The 15417-nt window shown below is 42.1% G+C and carries 18 protein-coding genes, 2 pseudogenes and 1 other annotated feature; all 20 genes and pseudogenes read left to right on the forward strand.

Features of this window, described 5'->3' with window-relative positions:
* Positions 1-263 precede the first annotated feature (263 nt).
* The 20 genes and pseudogenes from PROCOU_RS08160 (at position 264) to PROCOU_RS08250 (ending at position 15163) form a co-directional block, all read left to right on the forward strand.
* Entirely contained in the window at positions 264-1337 is a 1074-nt protein-coding gene (locus PROCOU_RS08160) for a PIN/TRAM domain-containing protein (protein WP_036071348.1), read from the forward strand.
* A gap of 25 nt (positions 1338-1362) precedes the next feature.
* Positions 1363-2058, forward strand: a complete 696-nt coding sequence (gene ispD / locus PROCOU_RS08165) for a 2-C-methyl-D-erythritol 4-phosphate cytidylyltransferase (RefSeq protein WP_036071351.1) — start codon at positions 1363-1365, stop codon at positions 2056-2058.
* Positions 2055-2528 carry a 2-C-methyl-D-erythritol 2,4-cyclodiphosphate synthase gene (ispF, locus tag PROCOU_RS08170; RefSeq protein WP_036071354.1) on the forward strand — a complete coding sequence of 158 codons (474 nt, stop codon included), beginning with the start codon at positions 2055-2057 and terminating at the stop codon, positions 2526-2528. The genes ispD and ispF overlap by 4 nt, the downstream gene beginning before the upstream one ends.
* 13 nt (positions 2529-2541) lie before the next feature.
* Complete coding sequence (gene gltX / locus PROCOU_RS08175) at positions 2542-4014, forward strand: glutamate--tRNA ligase (protein WP_036071357.1); 1473 nt, start codon at positions 2542-2544, stop codon at positions 4012-4014.
* Positions 4015-4124: 110 nt separating this feature from the next.
* Positions 4125-4607, forward strand: coding sequence for a GNAT family N-acetyltransferase (locus tag PROCOU_RS08180; protein WP_036071359.1), 483 nt, complete (start codon positions 4125-4127; stop codon positions 4605-4607).
* A gap of 545 nt (positions 4608-5152) precedes the next feature.
* A pseudogene (gene cysE, locus PROCOU_RS08185) lies at positions 5153-5786 on the forward strand (serine O-acetyltransferase).
* Positions 5783-7201, forward strand: a complete 1419-nt coding sequence (gene cysS, locus PROCOU_RS08190) for a cysteine--tRNA ligase (protein ID WP_036071361.1) — start codon at positions 5783-5785, stop codon at positions 7199-7201. The pseudogene cysE and the gene cysS overlap by 4 nt, the downstream one beginning before the upstream one ends.
* A 3-nt stretch (positions 7202-7204) precedes the next feature.
* A complete protein-coding gene (locus tag PROCOU_RS08195; RefSeq protein WP_036071362.1) occupies positions 7205-7603 on the forward strand; it encodes a Mini-ribonuclease 3 in 399 nt (132 codons plus the stop codon).
* A gap of 15 nt (positions 7604-7618) precedes the next feature.
* The gene (rlmB, locus tag PROCOU_RS08200; RefSeq protein ID WP_036071363.1) at positions 7619-8368 is read left to right on the forward strand and encodes a 23S rRNA (guanosine(2251)-2'-O)-methyltransferase RlmB; all 750 of its coding nucleotides are present in this window, start codon (positions 7619-7621) and stop codon (positions 8366-8368) included.
* A gap of 2 nt (positions 8369-8370) precedes the next feature.
* Positions 8371-8883, forward strand: a complete 513-nt coding sequence (locus PROCOU_RS08205; protein ID WP_036071364.1) for an NYN domain-containing protein — start codon at positions 8371-8373, stop codon at positions 8881-8883.
* Between the two features lie 89 nt (positions 8884-8972).
* Positions 8973-9593, forward strand: coding sequence for an RNA polymerase factor sigma-70 (locus tag PROCOU_RS08210; protein WP_260444076.1), 621 nt, complete (start codon positions 8973-8975; stop codon positions 9591-9593).
* A gap of 318 nt (positions 9594-9911) precedes the next feature.
* The gene (gene rpmG / locus PROCOU_RS17145) at positions 9912-10061 is read left to right on the forward strand and encodes a 50S ribosomal protein L33 (protein WP_077912489.1); all 150 of its coding nucleotides are present in this window, start codon (positions 9912-9914) and stop codon (positions 10059-10061) included.
* A 20-nt stretch (positions 10062-10081) separates the two neighbouring features.
* Entirely contained in the window at positions 10082-10261 is a 180-nt protein-coding gene (gene secE, locus PROCOU_RS08215) for a preprotein translocase subunit SecE (protein ID WP_036071365.1), read from the forward strand.
* A gap of 152 nt (positions 10262-10413) precedes the next feature.
* On the forward strand, positions 10414-10947 hold the full coding sequence (gene nusG, locus PROCOU_RS08220) for a transcription termination/antitermination protein NusG (RefSeq protein WP_036060216.1): 534 nt from the start codon (positions 10414-10416) through the stop codon (positions 10945-10947).
* 177 nt (positions 10948-11124) lie between these two features.
* Positions 11125-11613 (forward strand): Imm63 family immunity protein, encoded by a 489-nt coding sequence (locus PROCOU_RS08225; RefSeq protein WP_036071366.1) that lies wholly within the window; start codon positions 11125-11127, stop codon positions 11611-11613.
* A gap of 132 nt (positions 11614-11745) precedes the next feature.
* Entirely contained in the window at positions 11746-12171 is a 426-nt protein-coding gene (gene rplK, locus PROCOU_RS08230; protein ID WP_036071367.1) for a 50S ribosomal protein L11, read from the forward strand.
* A gap of 176 nt (positions 12172-12347) precedes the next feature.
* Positions 12348-13037, forward strand: coding sequence for a 50S ribosomal protein L1 (rplA, locus tag PROCOU_RS08235; protein ID WP_036071368.1), 690 nt, complete (start codon positions 12348-12350; stop codon positions 13035-13037).
* 61 nt (positions 13038-13098) lie between these two features.
* Positions 13099-13242 (forward strand) — a sequence feature (ribosomal protein L10 leader region).
* Between the two features lie 51 nt (positions 13243-13293).
* Complete coding sequence (gene rplJ / locus PROCOU_RS08240) at positions 13294-13794, forward strand: 50S ribosomal protein L10 (RefSeq protein WP_036071369.1); 501 nt, start codon at positions 13294-13296, stop codon at positions 13792-13794.
* A gap of 77 nt (positions 13795-13871) precedes the next feature.
* Positions 13872-14240: a 50S ribosomal protein L7/L12 gene (gene rplL / locus PROCOU_RS08245; protein WP_036071370.1), complete on the forward strand. Its 369-nt coding sequence runs from the start codon at positions 13872-13874 to the stop codon at positions 14238-14240.
* Between the two features lie 313 nt (positions 14241-14553).
* A pseudogene (locus PROCOU_RS08250) lies at positions 14554-15163 on the forward strand (class I SAM-dependent methyltransferase).
* Positions 15164-15417 lie beyond the last annotated feature (254 nt).

A 15417-nucleotide genomic window follows, 5' to 3' on the forward strand; every position in this document is an offset into this window, starting at 1 on the left:
TACATGGTCGCTTTGCTCGCATGTATATTGGGACTGTAGCTCATTTTATTCGAACAGTCGGGGAGGATTACATGGTCGCTTTGCTCGCATGTATATTGGGACTGTAACTCATTTTATTCGAACAGTCCCAACAATACAAGGGCTTGAGAGCTGATTTATCTGGGTTATGTCCCAAACTCCGTTTTAATTGCGGTATAGGCTTTTTATAGTGTAGAATGAAGAAGTGTAGACATATCTAAAAAGTAGAGAAGGGAGGAGAAATAATGCTGAGATGGGTAATTAGAATTTGTTTTATGATTATTGGCGGTACGATTGGCGTGATTAGATTGCCAGGACTTTGGGAAGCTGTTGGTGTTGATCATATATTTGTCATTAATAATCCTTATACAGACGCTTTGGTTGGTGCACTTATATTTTATCTTATTACTTTTTGGGCGGTGAAGTATGTTGTTGCTGCTCTGAACTGGTTGGAAAATGGGCTTACGAGCACTTCTAACACAGTGATTATTTATGGCGGTCTGGGGCTTATGATTGGTTTAGTGCTTGCTTTTTTTGCAGGAAATGCATTAACACAGACAAAAATTCCAATTTTGAATTCAGTTGTGCCGATTATTTTGACTTTGGTGCTTGGTTATTTGGGCTTCCGGGTTGGGATTAGTAGACGTGCAGAATGGGGTAATTTATTTGCGAACCGTGGCGTTAAGAAGAAGACTCCTGAGGAAGTGAAGGAGGAGGCTACAGCGGCGCGTGAGTATAAAATTCTGGATACGAGCGTCATTATTGATGGCCGGATTGCGGATATTTTGGCGACGGGATTCCTTGATGGTACGATTGTGATTCCTTTATTTGTATTGGCAGAGTTGCAACATATTGCAGATTCGTCGGATACGCTCAAGCGAACGCGTGGTCGGCGTGGTTTGGATATTTTGAACCGACTACAAAAAGAGGAATCAATCAAGGTCGAGATGTACGAAGGTGATTTTGAGGAGATTTCAGAAGTAGATAGTAAACTTGTGAAACTAGCAAAAGTGATGCAAGGAAAAGTTGTGACAAATGATTATAACTTGAATAAGGTTTGTGAGTTTCAGAATGTCGCGGTTTTGAATATTAATGACTTGGCAAATGCGGTGAAGCCTGTCGTGTTGCCAGGTGAGAATATGACAGTTCTTGTCGTGAAAGATGGTAAGGAGCACAATCAAGGTGTGGCTTATTTAGACGATGGGACGATGATTGTTGTCGAGGATGGTCGCAAGTTTATTAATGAGACGATTCAAGTAGAGGTAACGAGCGTATTACAAACTTCTGCTGGTCGGATGATTTTTGCGAAACCGGCTTAATTTATACTTATAGGAGTAATGCTTGATGAAATATGAATTGATTCTTTTGGCCGCGGGTCAGGGAAAACGGATGGAATTGGGACGGAATAAAATGTGGCTGGAGCTCTCAGGTAATGTTTTATTTTTGCATACGATTCGGACGTTTTTAGAGGATGATGCTTGTTGTCGGATTGTGGTTGTAGTCAAGGAAGATGAGCTGGACTACGTGCGAGCAATGGTTGATGCGCTTCATGTGCAAAAGGAAATTTTGATTGTGATGGGAGGCTCGGAGCGACAGTATAGTGTGGCAAAAGGGCTAGCAGAATGTGGTCAACTCGCAGACGTTGTGTTGGTACATGACGGGGCGCGACCTTTTGTAGATCAGTCAATGATTAACCGGTTGTTATCGGGCGTTGCTGCGCATGGCGCAACGATTTGCGGGATGCCTGTGAAGGATACGATGAAGCGGGTGCGTGATGGGATGATAGAGGAGACAATTGATCGCTCGGTGTTATGGCAAGTGCAGACGCCACAAGCTTTCCGAACAGAGATTTTGAAGCAAGCGCATGAAATTGCAGCAGCCGCAGAATTTTTAGGAACGGATGAGGCGAGTTTAGTGGAAAGGCTTGGCATGACGGTTCATATGGTTGAGGGCAGTTATAATAATATAAAGGTGACAACGCCAGAGGATATTGCTTTTGCGGAAGCGATTTTGCAGGAGAAATGGAGGAATCGGGTATGATTCGAGTGGGGCAAGGATATGACGTGCACCAGTTAGTGGCAGGAAGAAAATTGATTATTGGCGGGATTGAAATTCCGTATGAGTTGGGTTTACTTGGACATAGTGATGCGGATGTGCTACTACATACGGTGACCGATGCGGTGATTGGAGCTGTTGGCAAGCGCGATATTGGTCATTTTTTCCCTGATACGGATATGACTTATAAGGATGCCGATTCAGCGGAGTTGTTAGCGAAGGTTTGGACGGAAATCGAGGCGGATGGTTATAAGTTGGGCAATATTGATTGTACGATTATAGCGGAGAAACCGAAAATGGCGCCTTATGTGGATGCGATGAAAATCCGGATTGCAGAGTTGCTACACGCGACACCGGAGCAGGTGAACGTGAAGGCGACAACATCTGAAAAATTAGGATTTACAGGTCGTGGCGAAGGAATTGCAAGCCTTGCTGTTGTACTTTTAGAAAAATAAAGGAGTGGAAAATATGGATAAAGCTAAAAAAGTTCGTGTTCGTTATGCGCCAAGTCCAACTGGGCATTTGCATATTGGCAATGCGCGTACGGCATTATTTAATTATTTGTTTGCAAGACATAATGGTGGGGATTTTGTAATTCGTATTGAAGATACGGATTTAAAAAGAAACATCGAGAACGGTGAGTTAAGTCAGTTAGAGAATTTAGCTTGGCTTGGTATGGATTGGGATGAAGGTGTAGATAAGAGTGGTGAGTATGGGCCTTATCGGCAAAGTGAGCGTCAAGATTTGTACAATCCACTAATTGAACAAATTTTAGCAGAAGGTAAGGCATATAAGTGTTATTGTACTGCTGAGGAGTTGGAAGCAGAGCGTGAGGAGCAAAAAGCGAATAGCATGATGCCGCGTTATAGTGGGAAATGCCGTCATTTGACTGCGGAACAACGTGCGGAAAAAGAAGCGCAAGGCTTAGAGCCAAGTATTCGTTACGCAGTACAGCCAGGCAAGACGTATACGTTCAATGACATGGTAAAAGGTGATGTGTCGTTTGAATCGGATGGTATTGGTGATTTTGTTATCGTGAAAAAAGATGGTATTCCGACGTATAATTTTGCTGTGGCAATTGATGATCATTTAATGGATATGACACATGTGCTACGTGGCGATGATCATATTTCGAATACACCGAAGCAGTTAATGATTTATGAAGCGTTTGGCTGGGAGCCACCAGTATTTGGTCATATGACGCTAATTGTGAATGAAAGTAAACGTAAGTTGAGTAAGCGTGATGAGTCGATTATTCAATTTATCGAGCAATATAAAGACTTGGGTTATTTGCCGGACGCGCTGTTTAACTTTGTGGCGATGCTTGGTTGGTCACCAGAGGGCGAAGAGGAGATTTTCACGAAAGACGAGTTTATCAAAATTTTTGATCCAAAGCGGTTGTCGAAATCGCCGGCGTTGTTTGATACGAATAAATTGACGTGGGTGAACAATCAGTATGTGAAGAAATTGGATCTGGATCAAGTTGTGAATTTGAGTTTGCCGCATTTGGTGAAGGCGGGTGTTGTTTCGGCGACTGCTGACGCGGATGAGTTGGCTTGGGTTCGTAAACTTGTGGCACTTTATCATGAGCAAATGAGTTATGGTGCGGAAATTGTGGAACTTTCAGCGATGTTCTTCACGGATGATGTAACATTTGATGCAGAAGAGAAGGAAGTTTTGGCGGGAGAACAGGTTCCTGAGGTTCTGGCTGCGTTTAAAGAAGAGATGGCAACGATTGAGCCGTTTGTTGCGGATGAAGTGAAGGCCGCGATTAAACGTGTGCAAAAAGCTACGGGCGCGAAAGGAAAAGGTTTGTTTATGCCGATTCGAATCGCGGTTACTGGTGAAATGCATGGTCCGGAATTACCACAGTCAATTGAGGTTTTAGGACGCAAAAAAGTGATAAACCGTTTGGAAAATCGCTTGAATGAAGCAAAATAATATTTTGAGGAGACTTATCCATTTTTATGGGTAGGTCTTTTTTTGAAGATTAGTTTGCTAAAAATAGTGTATAATCAGATTGTTAGAAATCAGCTTTGGGGGTATGGCAAATGTCAGAGAGAACGATAGAGTTTAGGTATGCAGTAGAGCAAGATGTGCCACTTATTTTAGCATTTATTCGAGAATTAGCAGATTATGAAAAGATGCTAGATCAAGTTGTGGCGACAGAAGATACACTTTTGGAATGGCTTTTTGTGAAGGAGAAGGCGGAAGTTATCATCGGAGAATATAATGGTGAAGCAGTTGGATTTGCTTTGTATTTCCATAATTTTTCGACATTTCTTGGACGTGCTGGGATTTACTTGGAGGATTTGTATGTTCAGCCAACTGTTCGTGGGAAGGGATTTGGAAAGGCGTTTTTGAAGCGGTTAGCAGAGATTGCGGTTGAGCGTGGGTGTGGTCGCTTAGAATGGTGGTGCTTGGACTGGAATCAGCAAAGTATTGATTTTTATTTGGCGATGGGTGCAGAGCCAATGGAGGATTGGACGGTATATCGGATTGCGGGGGATACACTGGTAGATTTAGCACGGTGATTCTCTTTGTTTAAAGTAATTTTTGGTGACGGTATATGTGCTTCTGTGGTACAATGGATTTCAATAAGTTAAAATGTTGATGAGAAGAAGTAGGAAATATGGCGGCTTAATAGAGAGAGCTACGATGGCTGGAAGTGGCTTAGCGCGCGTATTCTGAAATGCATCTCGGAATCTTTGCGGGAAAATTGAAGTATCGCAAAGCGGTGACTGACCGTTATTCAATTGAGATAGGTTTAGTAAATAAATTCTTAATGTGAGACATGAATGGCGTGCCGAACTTCTTTAAACGGGAGGGAGCACAAAACGGTGTTTTAACGCGAATCGAGCGAAAGCGTTTGAAGTTCACCGACTTTGTGGAAGCCGGAAGCGGAGCATACTTGGGTATGTGAGCACTGGAAGTCTGCAAAGTTGGTGAAATGCGAACGCTTGTCGCCGATTACTAAGAATGGACCGCTAAACCTGAATCAGAGTGGAACCACGCAAGGCGTCTCTGTAGAGGGGTCTTTTTTTGCGTTTTAATTCGGGGTAGATAAGGAGGGATTACGATGGCTAGTCGCATGAAAGAGGATATGAAATCGGTGCTGGACAATGATCCGGCGGCGCGCGGGTATGTGGATGCGTTTTTGAATTATCCAGGTTTGCACGCGATTTGGTGGCATAGGTTTGCGAACTTTTTTTTATAGGCGCGGGATGGTAGTGTTTTCAAAGTGGCTGTCGCAGGTTGCACGCTTTTTGACAAATGTGGAGATTCACCCAGGGGCAACGATTGGAAGGCGGCTATTTATCGATCATGGGGCTGGGATTGTAATCGGTGAAACGGCGGAGATTGGTGATGATGTTGTACTTTTCCATGGGGTTACACTGGGTGGTACGGGGAAACATAAGGGGAAACGCCATCCTACGGTGAAAAATGGAGTATTAATTTCGGCGGGTGCTAAGATTCTTGGTCCGATTACGATTTGCGAGAACGCTAAAGTGGGAGCTGGTGCGGTGGTTATCAAGGATGTACCGCTTGGTGCGACGGTTGTCGGAGTTCCGGCTAAAGTGGTGAGACTAAATGGACGCGTGACACAACATACAGAGCCTCAAGTCGCAGAATTGAAGCGCAGGCTTTCTGAAATAGAAGTAGCATTTGAGGAATTGAAAAATAATACACAAAAAGGAGAAGATGAACAATGACTTTGCAAATTTTTAATACATTGTCTCGTGAGAAGGAGGCGTTTGTACCACTAGAAGATGGTAAGGTCAAGATGTATGTTTGTGGGCCGACTGTTTATAATTATATTCATATTGGGAATGCGCGACCGATTATTGTGTTCGATACAGTGCGCCGTTATTTGACGTATCGCGGTTTTGATGTAAATTTTGTGTCAAATTTTACGGATGTAGATGATAAATTAATTCGTGCGGCACATGAGTTAGAACTTACGGTGCCAGAGGTTGCAGAGCGTTTTATCGGAGCTTATTTTGAGGATGTACATCAGCTGAATGTGCGTGATGCGAATGTGCATCCACGTGTGACGAAAGACATGGATGATATTATTGCTTTTATTGATGCGTTGATTGAGAAGGGATATGCGTATGAATCGGCGGGTGATGTGTATTTTCGGACGAAGCAATTTAAAGAATACGGTAAATTGTCGCAACAACCATTAGATGAGTTACAACACGGTGCTCGTGTGGAGGCCAATGATCGTAAGGATGATCAGCTTGATTTTACGTTGTGGAAGGCAGCTAAACCTGGTGAGATTTCATGGAAAAGCCCTTGGGGGGATGGGCGTCCGGGATGGCATATTGAATGCTCGGCGATGGCTCGGAAATATCTCGGGGACACGATTGATATTCATGCAGGCGGACAAGATTTGATTTTCCCACATCATGAGGATGAGATTGCGCAGTCGGAGGCGTTGACGGGGAAAACGTTCGCCAAATACTGGATGCATAATGGCTACATGAATATTGATGGGGAAAAAATGTCGAAGTCGCTGGGGAATTTTATTACTTTACATGAGGTTTTGGAAAAGCATAATGCAAACGTGGTGCGATTTTTCATGCTGTCTGTGCATTATCGCCGACCAATTTCTTATAGTGAGGCATTGCTTGCAGATGCAGAAAATGGTTTGGATCGTTTACGGACGGCGCATCAAAATGTGGACCATCGGATTCAGGTGGCGGATGAGGATTATTCTGGAACGCCAGAAGAGGATGATTGGTTGGAGCAGTTGACGGAGTTGAAGCACCAATTTGAAGATGAGATGGATGATGATTTTAATACGGCAAATGCGATTTCGGTCTTTTTCGAATTGGCGAAACGGGCTAATATTTATTTGACGAATGAGCGTATTTCGATTACGGTTTTGCGTGAGTTCTTAGGGATGATGACGTTATTTGCAAATGTGCTTGGATTCAAGCTGAATGTTGATGCAGTGGAGCATGGATTGAGTGATACGGAGATTGAGGATTTGATTGAAGAGAGGATTCAGGCGCGGAATGAGCGCGATTTCGCTAGATCGGATGAGATTCGTGATATGTTGAAAGAAAAACAGATTATTTTGGAAGATACGGCTCAAGGTACACGCTGGAAAAGGGGTTAATGAATGGCGATTGTGAAGGATTATAAACAATTGAATGGATTGGCGCTGGCTTATATGGGTGATTCAATATATGAGCGGCATATTCGTGAATTATTGCTAGCGGAAGGAAAAACCAAGCCAAATCATTTGCATAAAACAGCGACGCAATACGTTTCGGCGAAGGCTCAGGCTTATATTTTACAGACGATGTATGCAACTGGATTTTTGACGGAGGAAGAAGATCGAATTGCAAAACGTGGGCGTAATGCGAAGTCGAATAGTGTGCCGAAAAACACGGATTTGCAGACGTACAATTTGTCATCGGCTTTTGAAGCGGTGATTGGGTATTTATATTTAGGCGGCGAATCGGAGCGCTTAGACGAGTGGTTGGGTTTGGCAACAGAAATTATAAAGGCGAAATAAGGAGGCAATAGCAAAATGGAGCAAGATCAAGAGTGGATTGCTGGGCGGAATCCGGTAAGTGAAGTTTTAAAATCAGAGCGTGATATCCATAAAATTCTCATTGCGGAAGGCTCGCAAAAGGGAAGCATGCAACAGATTATTGGCGCGGCAAAGGAGCGCAAAATTCAAGTACAAATCGTGCCAAAGTCGAAAATCGATAAATTAGTAAACGGTTCGCATCAAGGTGTGGCGGCACAAGTGGCGGCTTATCAGTATGCAGAATTAGATGATCTTTTTGCCAAGGCGGAAAAAAGAGGAGAGATGCCATTTTTCATGATTTTGGATGAATTGGAGGACCCGCATAACTTGGGATCGATTATGCGGACAGCGGATGCTGTTGGCGCACACGGGATTATTATTCCTAAACGCCGATCAGTTGGTTTGACTCAAACGGTTGCAAAGGCTTCAACGGGAGCAATTGAGCATATTCCAGTGGTGCGTGTGACGAATATTAGCCGTGCAATGGAAGATTTGCAAAAACGAGGCTTGTGGATTTTTGGTACGGATGCAGGTGGAAGTAGTGATTACCGGACGATGGATGCGAATATGCCACTGGCTCTTGTGATTGGTAGCGAGGGCTTTGGAATGAGTCGTCTTGTTCGAGAAAAATGTGATTTTCTTGTACATTTGCCGATGCGTGGTGAGGTGACCTCGTTGAATGCTTCTGTTGCCGCGAGTGTTTTGATGTATGAGATATATCGCAAGCGTCTACCGCTCGGTGAGTAAAGATGAATCGGGTTATGCTGGTGGATGGTTACAATGTTATTGGAGCATGGCCTGAACTAGCGCGCTTGAAAGCTGGAGATTTAGAGTCAGCACGCAATCAACTAGTGGAGTGGATGGCGGAATACCAGAGTTACACTGGCTACCGAGTGATTGTCGTGTTTGACGCTCAATACGTTCGTGCTAGAGAGCGTAAATATAAGAAAAACAAAGTGGAGATTGTGTTTACAAAAGAAGATGAAACAGCGGACGAATATATTGAACAAAAAGCAATCGAATATAAGAATGTTAAAACGCAAGTCATGGTTGCGACGAGTGATTATACGGAACAGTGGGCGATTTTTGGTCAAGGGGCATTGCGGGTTTCGGCACGTGAATTAGTTTTTGAAATTAAGGAAATGGCACATCAAATCAGCCGTAAAGTAAAGAAAATACAGGAAAATCAGCCTAAAACTGGCTTAAATATTGATTTTGAAACAATTCAGGCCTTGGAAAAGTTACGAAGAGGACGAAAATAGTCATTGACGAGTGCTGGAAAACCCTTGTATAATGAGGTTTACAAAAGGAAATACGGAGCGCGATAAAAGGAGGCTTTCTGAAGGTTCCATTGAAAACAAATGACAGTAAACAAGCAGAGATGAGAATGTTGCAGCTCGCGAGATCAGGCGATACATTGGCCATGGAGCATTTTTTCAAGGCATATCAGTCTATCATTTTTTGGAAAGCCACACAGTATTTCTTGCAAGGTGCGGAGCGCGATGATTTGATTCAAGAAGGCATGATTGGGTTGTTCAAAGCGATTCGAGATTACAAGGAAGACAGAGAGGCATCGTTTCGGTCGTTTGCTGAGATTTGTATCAATCGGCAAATATTATCGGCTGTCAAGCGTTCAATGCGTCAGAAGAATTATGCGCTGAATAGTTCGGTTTCAATAGACACACCGGTAGAAGATGGTGATGAGATTGACTGGACGTTACTCGACGTGATTTCAGAAAAAGAAGCGATGACCCCCGAAGATTTTCTTATTCAAAATGAAAAATTAGCAGGTGTCGCGCAGAAATTAAAAGAAGTGACAAGTGATTTTGAGCGTGAAGTCCTATATCAATATTTAGAAGGAAAAAGTTATCAAGAAATGGCGACATATTTTAATAAAAAAGAAAAAGCGATTGACAATGCGATTCAGCGGGTAAAGAAAAAGATGATGAAACAAGTCGATGAATCGTTGTGAATGAGATGAACCTCAATACAAGTGAGAACAGCGTGAGCATTTGCTCCATACTTAGCTTGTCGATGCTGAACGAGTGTATTCCACTTTTCTAGTTGTCTAGTTCCATACTCTAGCCTCTCGGAAATTTCGTGGCCTCCACAAAAGTCAAGAGAGGACTTTTCCTGCGCCCCCTAACAAATTTTGTCGAAGCTAACGGGCTCGCTCCACTTTTCTATCTTGACGTAAAAGACCATCTAATGGTATATTATTATAGATGTAAAGTGTTGAATGGAGAGTTTGACGCTAAAAGCATAGAAATAAGCGGAGTTGATTGTGATTATGAAGAAGAAGACATCACTTGCCTGTTCAGAGTGTGGATCACGAAACTATTCCATTGGTGTCGGCGGCACAGCGCGAACAGAACGGTTAGAAGTGAAGAAATTTTGCAGGCACTGTAATAAGCATACACTTCATCGCGAAACAAAATAGTGGATTTGGAGGGGTATAACATGTCAGCAGTTTCAAGGTTTTTCCGTAATGTAAAGTCTGAAATGAGCAAGGTTACTTGGCCAACTGGAAAAGAGCTAAGAACATATACAATTACCGTAATTATTGCTGTAGCTTGTATGGCTGTGTTCTTTATGGTTGTGGACTTTTTAATCGAGATGCTTATTCAGTTTATGTTATAATACTAGGCTTTTTTTACAAAGAATGTTATAATGCAATTATTGAGATAGAACCCGGGATGCTCTTCGGGTTTTTTATTTTGGGTTGTTTTTGAACCTGAAATTAAATATCAAAAGGAGGATGACCCCAATTTGGTGGCGGTCAAATGAGACTAATGGAAAAAAGTTGGTATGTTGTACACACCTATTCTGGCTATGAAAATAAAGTCAAAGCAAACCTTGAAAAACGTGTGGAATCAATGGGTATGTCGGATAAAATTTTCCGTGTCATGGTTCCCGAAGAAGAAGAAACAGAAGTGAAAAATGGTAAAACAAAGACGTTGAAGCGTAAAGTGTTCCCAGGTTACGTACTTGTTGAGATTATTATGACCGATGATTCGTGGTATGTCGTCCGTAATACACCTGGTGTAACGGGCTTCGTTGGTTCAGCTGGTGCAGGTTCGAAACCTACCGCGCTACTACCAGAAGAAGCTGATCGCATTCTGAAGAGCATGGGCATGAATGAACGCCGTCAAGAAGCGGATTTCGAGCTTGGTGAGACAGTGATGGTCAAAGAAGGGCCGTTTGCTGAGTTCTCTGGTAAAGTAGAAGAAATCGACAACGACAAGGCAAAAGCGAAAGTTATGGTAAACATGTTTGGTCGCGAAACACCAGTTGAAGTGGATTTCGATCAAATCGAAAGACTGTAAGACGCATGAGTTTTGGTCTAACTGCAGCCATCGTCTCAGCCTTAATAGTAGTCATAGGAGTTATTGCGATGTTTATCTGTGGCTCGATAATATGGCGCGCACTAAAAAAATAAGAGAGACTTGGATGCATGTGTGTCCAGGTCTTTCTTTATTCTAAAAAAGGAGGTATTTTTTAGAATGGCGGCAAATGAAGAATATGCCAAGTCGATTTATCTGCAACTAAAAAGTATGGCATCGCTTTATGACATTGATTTTCATCTCTATTTCAAAAACTCTGGCGGATTTGGTGAGCTCTGCATGGATTGGAATGAGGAGGATGGATATCTTTTATACGGTGATGAACGTGGCGAAATGGTCAGCTTATTCACAACAAAGGATTTCAATATTTTCAAATATGAAGTTTTTCTCCACTTAGCTTTTCGAATGGGGCTAGAGTATGAGCTGAAACATCGCGACCTTACTTACATTCGCAAAAGTGAAGATGATCTATACGGCGATACAAGAAAACGTGCTTTTGAAGAGACGATTAGACTTTTAAGGGCGATAGACGATGATTGGGCCAAAAGTGCAGCCACTCATTACACCGAATATCTCAACATGTGGCGAACTAAGAAAAATGTTCGATATGATTTTGACACGGCAACCTTTACTGTGGATAAATTTTAAAGCATAAAAAAATCTTGCAATAGGGCGAGCTTAATGTTATTCTATATGAGGTACAATTTGTGCTGTTTTAACGTGGGAGGGGAAATGATTAACCCCATTAAACCACATCACGGACTTAAGGAGGTGTGTCTCGTGGCTAAAAAAGTAATCAAAGAGGTAAAATTGCAAATTCCAGCAGGTAAAGCTAATCCAGCTCCACCAGTTGGTCCAGCACTAGGTCAAGCGGGTGTAAACATTATGGGATTCTGTAAGGAGTTCAATGCGCGCACAAGCGATCAAGCTGGTCTAATTATTCCTGTTGTGATTTCTGTGTATGAAGATCGTTCTTTCACATTCATCACTAAAACTCCGCCAGCAGCAGTCTTGCTTAAAAAAGCAGCTAAAGTTGAAAAAGGATCAGGTGAACCAAACCGTAATAAAGTTGCGGTTGTGAAACGTGCTCAAGTACAAGAAATCGCTGAATTAAAAATGCCGGATCTAAACGCAGCAAATGTTGAATCTGCAATGCGTATGGTTGAAGGTACTGCGCGCAGCATGGGTATTACAATCGAAGACTAATACCAATCATGTATTACGCGTATCAGGAATAAGAAAAAGAACAACTGAACGAAGCGGATCAAACCGTTTATCATATTAGAATAATACGTTCATCTTTTCTTATTTCAAATCAGGTCTTGCATCTGATTTACGTGGGAGGAAATTCCGATATAACCACAGAATAGGAGGAAAAAAGAATGGCTAAGAAAGGTAAAAAGTATCAAGATGCTGTCAAGCTAATCGATACTGACAAAGCTTATTCCGTTGAAGAAGCTGTCGAACTTGCTCAAAAAGCAGACTTCGCTAAATTCGATGCAACTGTTGAAGTAGCATTTCGTTTAGGCGTTGACCCTAAAAAAGCAGATCAACAAATCCGCGGCGCTGTTGTACTTCCGAATGGAACAGGTAAAACACAACGCGTATTAGTATTTGCAAAAGGCGAAAAAGCAAAAGAAGCTGAGGCTGCTGGCGCTGATTACGTTGGAGAAGGCGATTACGTAACTAAAATTAACCAAGGTTGGTTTGAATTTGACGTTATCGTAGCAACACCTGATATGATGGGTGAAGTTGGTAAATTAGGCCGTGTCTTAGGACCAAAAGGTTTAATGCCAAACCCTAAAACAGGAACAGTAACAATGGACGTAACAAAAGCAGTGAACGAAATCAAAGCTGGTAAAGTAGAATACCGCGTTGACAAGTCTGGTAATGTCCACACTGCGATTGGTAAAGTATCATTTGATGCTGCTAAGCTTGTTGAGAACTTCCGCACAATTAACGATGTTCTTCAAAAAGCAAAACCTGCTGCGGCTAAGGGAGTATATGTAAAAAACGTAACCGTTACAACTACATTTGGTCCTGGTGTTAAAGTAGATCCATCTTCATTCTAAGTTTTTCTTAGGATTGAACTTGACGGCGTGATTCTATTTTGGTAGAATAGCAAAGTCGAAACAAAACAGAATATCCTAACCGTAGACAGCAGGCGCGTCTTGTACGCTTAATTTTGCCCGCCGAGGATTTTGAAAGTTAGATTCATTGTGAACTTAACTTGTGAACCCCTCACGTCTACGGTGTGAGGGGTTTCTTATATGCTTTAAGGTCGTTTTTACGGCTTTAGAACAATCACGATGGAGGTGGAAAACAAAGATGAGTAAAATTTTAGAATTGAAACAAGGTGCTGTTAATGAAATCACTACGAAATTCAAAGACAGTGCTTCTACAGTAATCGTTGACTATCGCGGTTTAACAGTTGCTGAAATCACCGAATTACGTAAACAATTACGTGAAGCTGGTATTGATTTTAAAGTATACAAGAACTCGTTAATGCGTCGTGCTGCTGAGGCTGCGGGCTTAGAAGGCTTAAACGAAGTATTGACAGGTCCTAGCGCGATCGCTTTCAGTAATGAAGACGTTGTTGCTCCTGCTAAAATCATTCATGAATTTGCAGAGAAACATGAAGCACTAGAAATTAAAGCTGGTATCATCGAAGGTAAAGTATCTTCAGTTGAAGATGTTAAAGCACTTGCTTCTTTACCATCACGCGAAGGCTTACTATCTATGCTGCTTAGCGTACTTCAAGCTCCAGTTCGTAACTTGGCACTTGCAACAAAAGCTGTTGCAACCCAAAAAGAAGAACAAGGTGCTTAATTTTCAAACCGGTGACTCTTCACCAACAACCAAATCGGCATAGACCGAAAATTATATTATAATGGAGGAATTTCAAAATGGCTTTAAACATTGAAGAAATCATTGCTTCCGTAAAAGAAGCAACTGTATTAGAATTAAACGATTTAGTAAAAGCAATCGAAGAAGAATTTGGCGTAACTGCTGCTGCTCCTGTAGCTGCTGGTGCTGCTGCTGGTGGCGCTGCTGCCGCTGAACAAACTGAGTTTACAGTAGAACTAGCTTCTGCTGGAGATCAAAAAATCAAAGTTATCAAAGTGGTTCGTGAAATCACAGGTCTTGGCTTGAAAGAAGCTAAAGAAGTTGTAGATAACGCTCCAAAACCACTTAAAGAAGGCGTTTCTAAAGAAGAAGCAGACGAAATCGTTGCTAAACTTGAAGAAGTTGGCGCTAACGTAGCTGTTAAATAAGAAAAGTTGAACGTGCCCGTCAGCCTCGAAAGAATTTGTTAGAGACCGCAGATAAATTCCTCTTTTGAATTTTTCGGAGGTCGCGAAAATTCCGAGAGGCTGGCACGTGAAACTAGACAGATTGAAAAGTGAAATACGCTCGTTCAGCCTCGACAGAAATTGTTAGAGGGCGCAGTAAAAGTCTTCTTTGATTTTTGCGGAGGCCACGAAATTTCCGAGAGGCTAGCGTATGCAACTGGACACGAAGAGCACTGATTTAGCCTTACGCTGACTTGGTGCTCTTCGTTTTTATACATAGAAAGGTGGCGAAAACATGAGCAATAAACATTATTATACGAAAAACAGTGATTTAGATCATAACCGTAAAACATGGAATTTTGAACTGCGCGGCAACTCGATAAAATTCATTAGCGATACCGGTGTTTTTTCAAAGACAACGGTTGATTTTGGATCAAGGCTTCTAATTGAGAGTTTTGAAGCGAGTGATTCGGCTGGAAAAATGCTCGATGTTGGCTGTGGATACGGTCCAATTGCCCTTGCTTTTGCCAAGAGTTATCCCGAAGCGCAAGTCGATATGGTTGATGTGAACGACCGAGCTTTGGAACTATCTGTGGAGAATGCAGCGAATAATGGTTTGACGAATATTCGTGTTTTTGAAAGTTCCGTGTACGATGGTGTGAGGGATTCAGACTATACGGATATTATTAGTAATCCCCCGATTCGTGCAGGTAAAAAAAATTGTACATGAGATTTTGACAGGGAGTTTTGAGCGACTGAAAACGGGAGGGAGCTTGTGGATTGTCATTCAGAAAAAACAGGGTGCTCCTTCCGCTGCTGCAAAAATGGAAGAGGTTTTTGGGAATGTGGAAGTAGTTGCGAAGGATAAGGGGTATTTTATTTATCGGAGTATGAAAGAAGTATAAGCAAAGCGGAGTCCTAATCATTGACGCCGTCTTTTCACTATGATATTATAGTAAGATGCCAAAAGAATCGATATCATCATATTTATTGGTGCGTACGCGAGGAATTGCAGTTTTAGCCTGTTTGGTTCACATAGCAAGAAAATAGTGGTTTTCTTTGAGGAGCCCACTTTCTTTTTGTCTTTTTTAGGTATTTTTGCCAAGTTCCATTGTACTATTTTTGCTGCAATGTGCTTAATAAATTTAGTTTATTTGAG

This window comes from Listeria rocourtiae FSL F6-920, assembly GCF_000525975.1.
In the GTDB taxonomy this organism is placed as follows: Bacteria; Bacillota; Bacilli; order Lactobacillales; family Listeriaceae; genus Listeria_A; species Listeria_A rocourtiae.

Coding starts and splice junctions, on each gene's coding strand:
- PROCOU_RS08160 (WP_036071348.1), top strand. CDS start 264: ATGCTGAGATGGGTAATTAGAATTTGTTTTATGATTATTGGCGGTACG.
- ispD (WP_036071351.1), top strand. CDS start 1,363: ATGAAATATGAATTGATTCTTTTGGCCGCGGGTCAGGGAAAACGGATG.
- ispF (WP_036071354.1), top strand. CDS start 2,055: ATGATTCGAGTGGGGCAAGGATATGACGTGCACCAGTTAGTGGCAGGA.
- gltX (WP_036071357.1), top strand. CDS start 2,542: ATGGATAAAGCTAAAAAAGTTCGTGTTCGTTATGCGCCAAGTCCAACT.
- PROCOU_RS08180 (WP_036071359.1), top strand. CDS start 4,125: ATGTCAGAGAGAACGATAGAGTTTAGGTATGCAGTAGAGCAAGATGTG.
- cysS (WP_036071361.1), top strand. CDS start 5,783: ATGACTTTGCAAATTTTTAATACATTGTCTCGTGAGAAGGAGGCGTTT.
- PROCOU_RS08195 (WP_036071362.1), top strand. CDS start 7,205: ATGGCGATTGTGAAGGATTATAAACAATTGAATGGATTGGCGCTGGCT.
- rlmB (WP_036071363.1), top strand. CDS start 7,619: ATGGAGCAAGATCAAGAGTGGATTGCTGGGCGGAATCCGGTAAGTGAA.
- PROCOU_RS08205 (WP_036071364.1), top strand. CDS start 8,371: ATGAATCGGGTTATGCTGGTGGATGGTTACAATGTTATTGGAGCATGG.
- rpmG (WP_077912489.1), top strand. CDS start 9,912: ATGAAGAAGAAGACATCACTTGCCTGTTCAGAGTGTGGATCACGAAAC.
- secE (WP_036071365.1), top strand. CDS start 10,082: ATGTCAGCAGTTTCAAGGTTTTTCCGTAATGTAAAGTCTGAAATGAGC.
- nusG (WP_036060216.1), top strand. CDS start 10,414: ATGGAAAAAAGTTGGTATGTTGTACACACCTATTCTGGCTATGAAAAT.
- PROCOU_RS08225 (WP_036071366.1), top strand. CDS start 11,125: ATGGCGGCAAATGAAGAATATGCCAAGTCGATTTATCTGCAACTAAAA.
- rplA (WP_036071368.1), top strand. CDS start 12,348: ATGGCTAAGAAAGGTAAAAAGTATCAAGATGCTGTCAAGCTAATCGAT.
- rplJ (WP_036071369.1), top strand. CDS start 13,294: ATGAGTAAAATTTTAGAATTGAAACAAGGTGCTGTTAATGAAATCACT.
- rplL (WP_036071370.1), top strand. CDS start 13,872: ATGGCTTTAAACATTGAAGAAATCATTGCTTCCGTAAAAGAAGCAACT.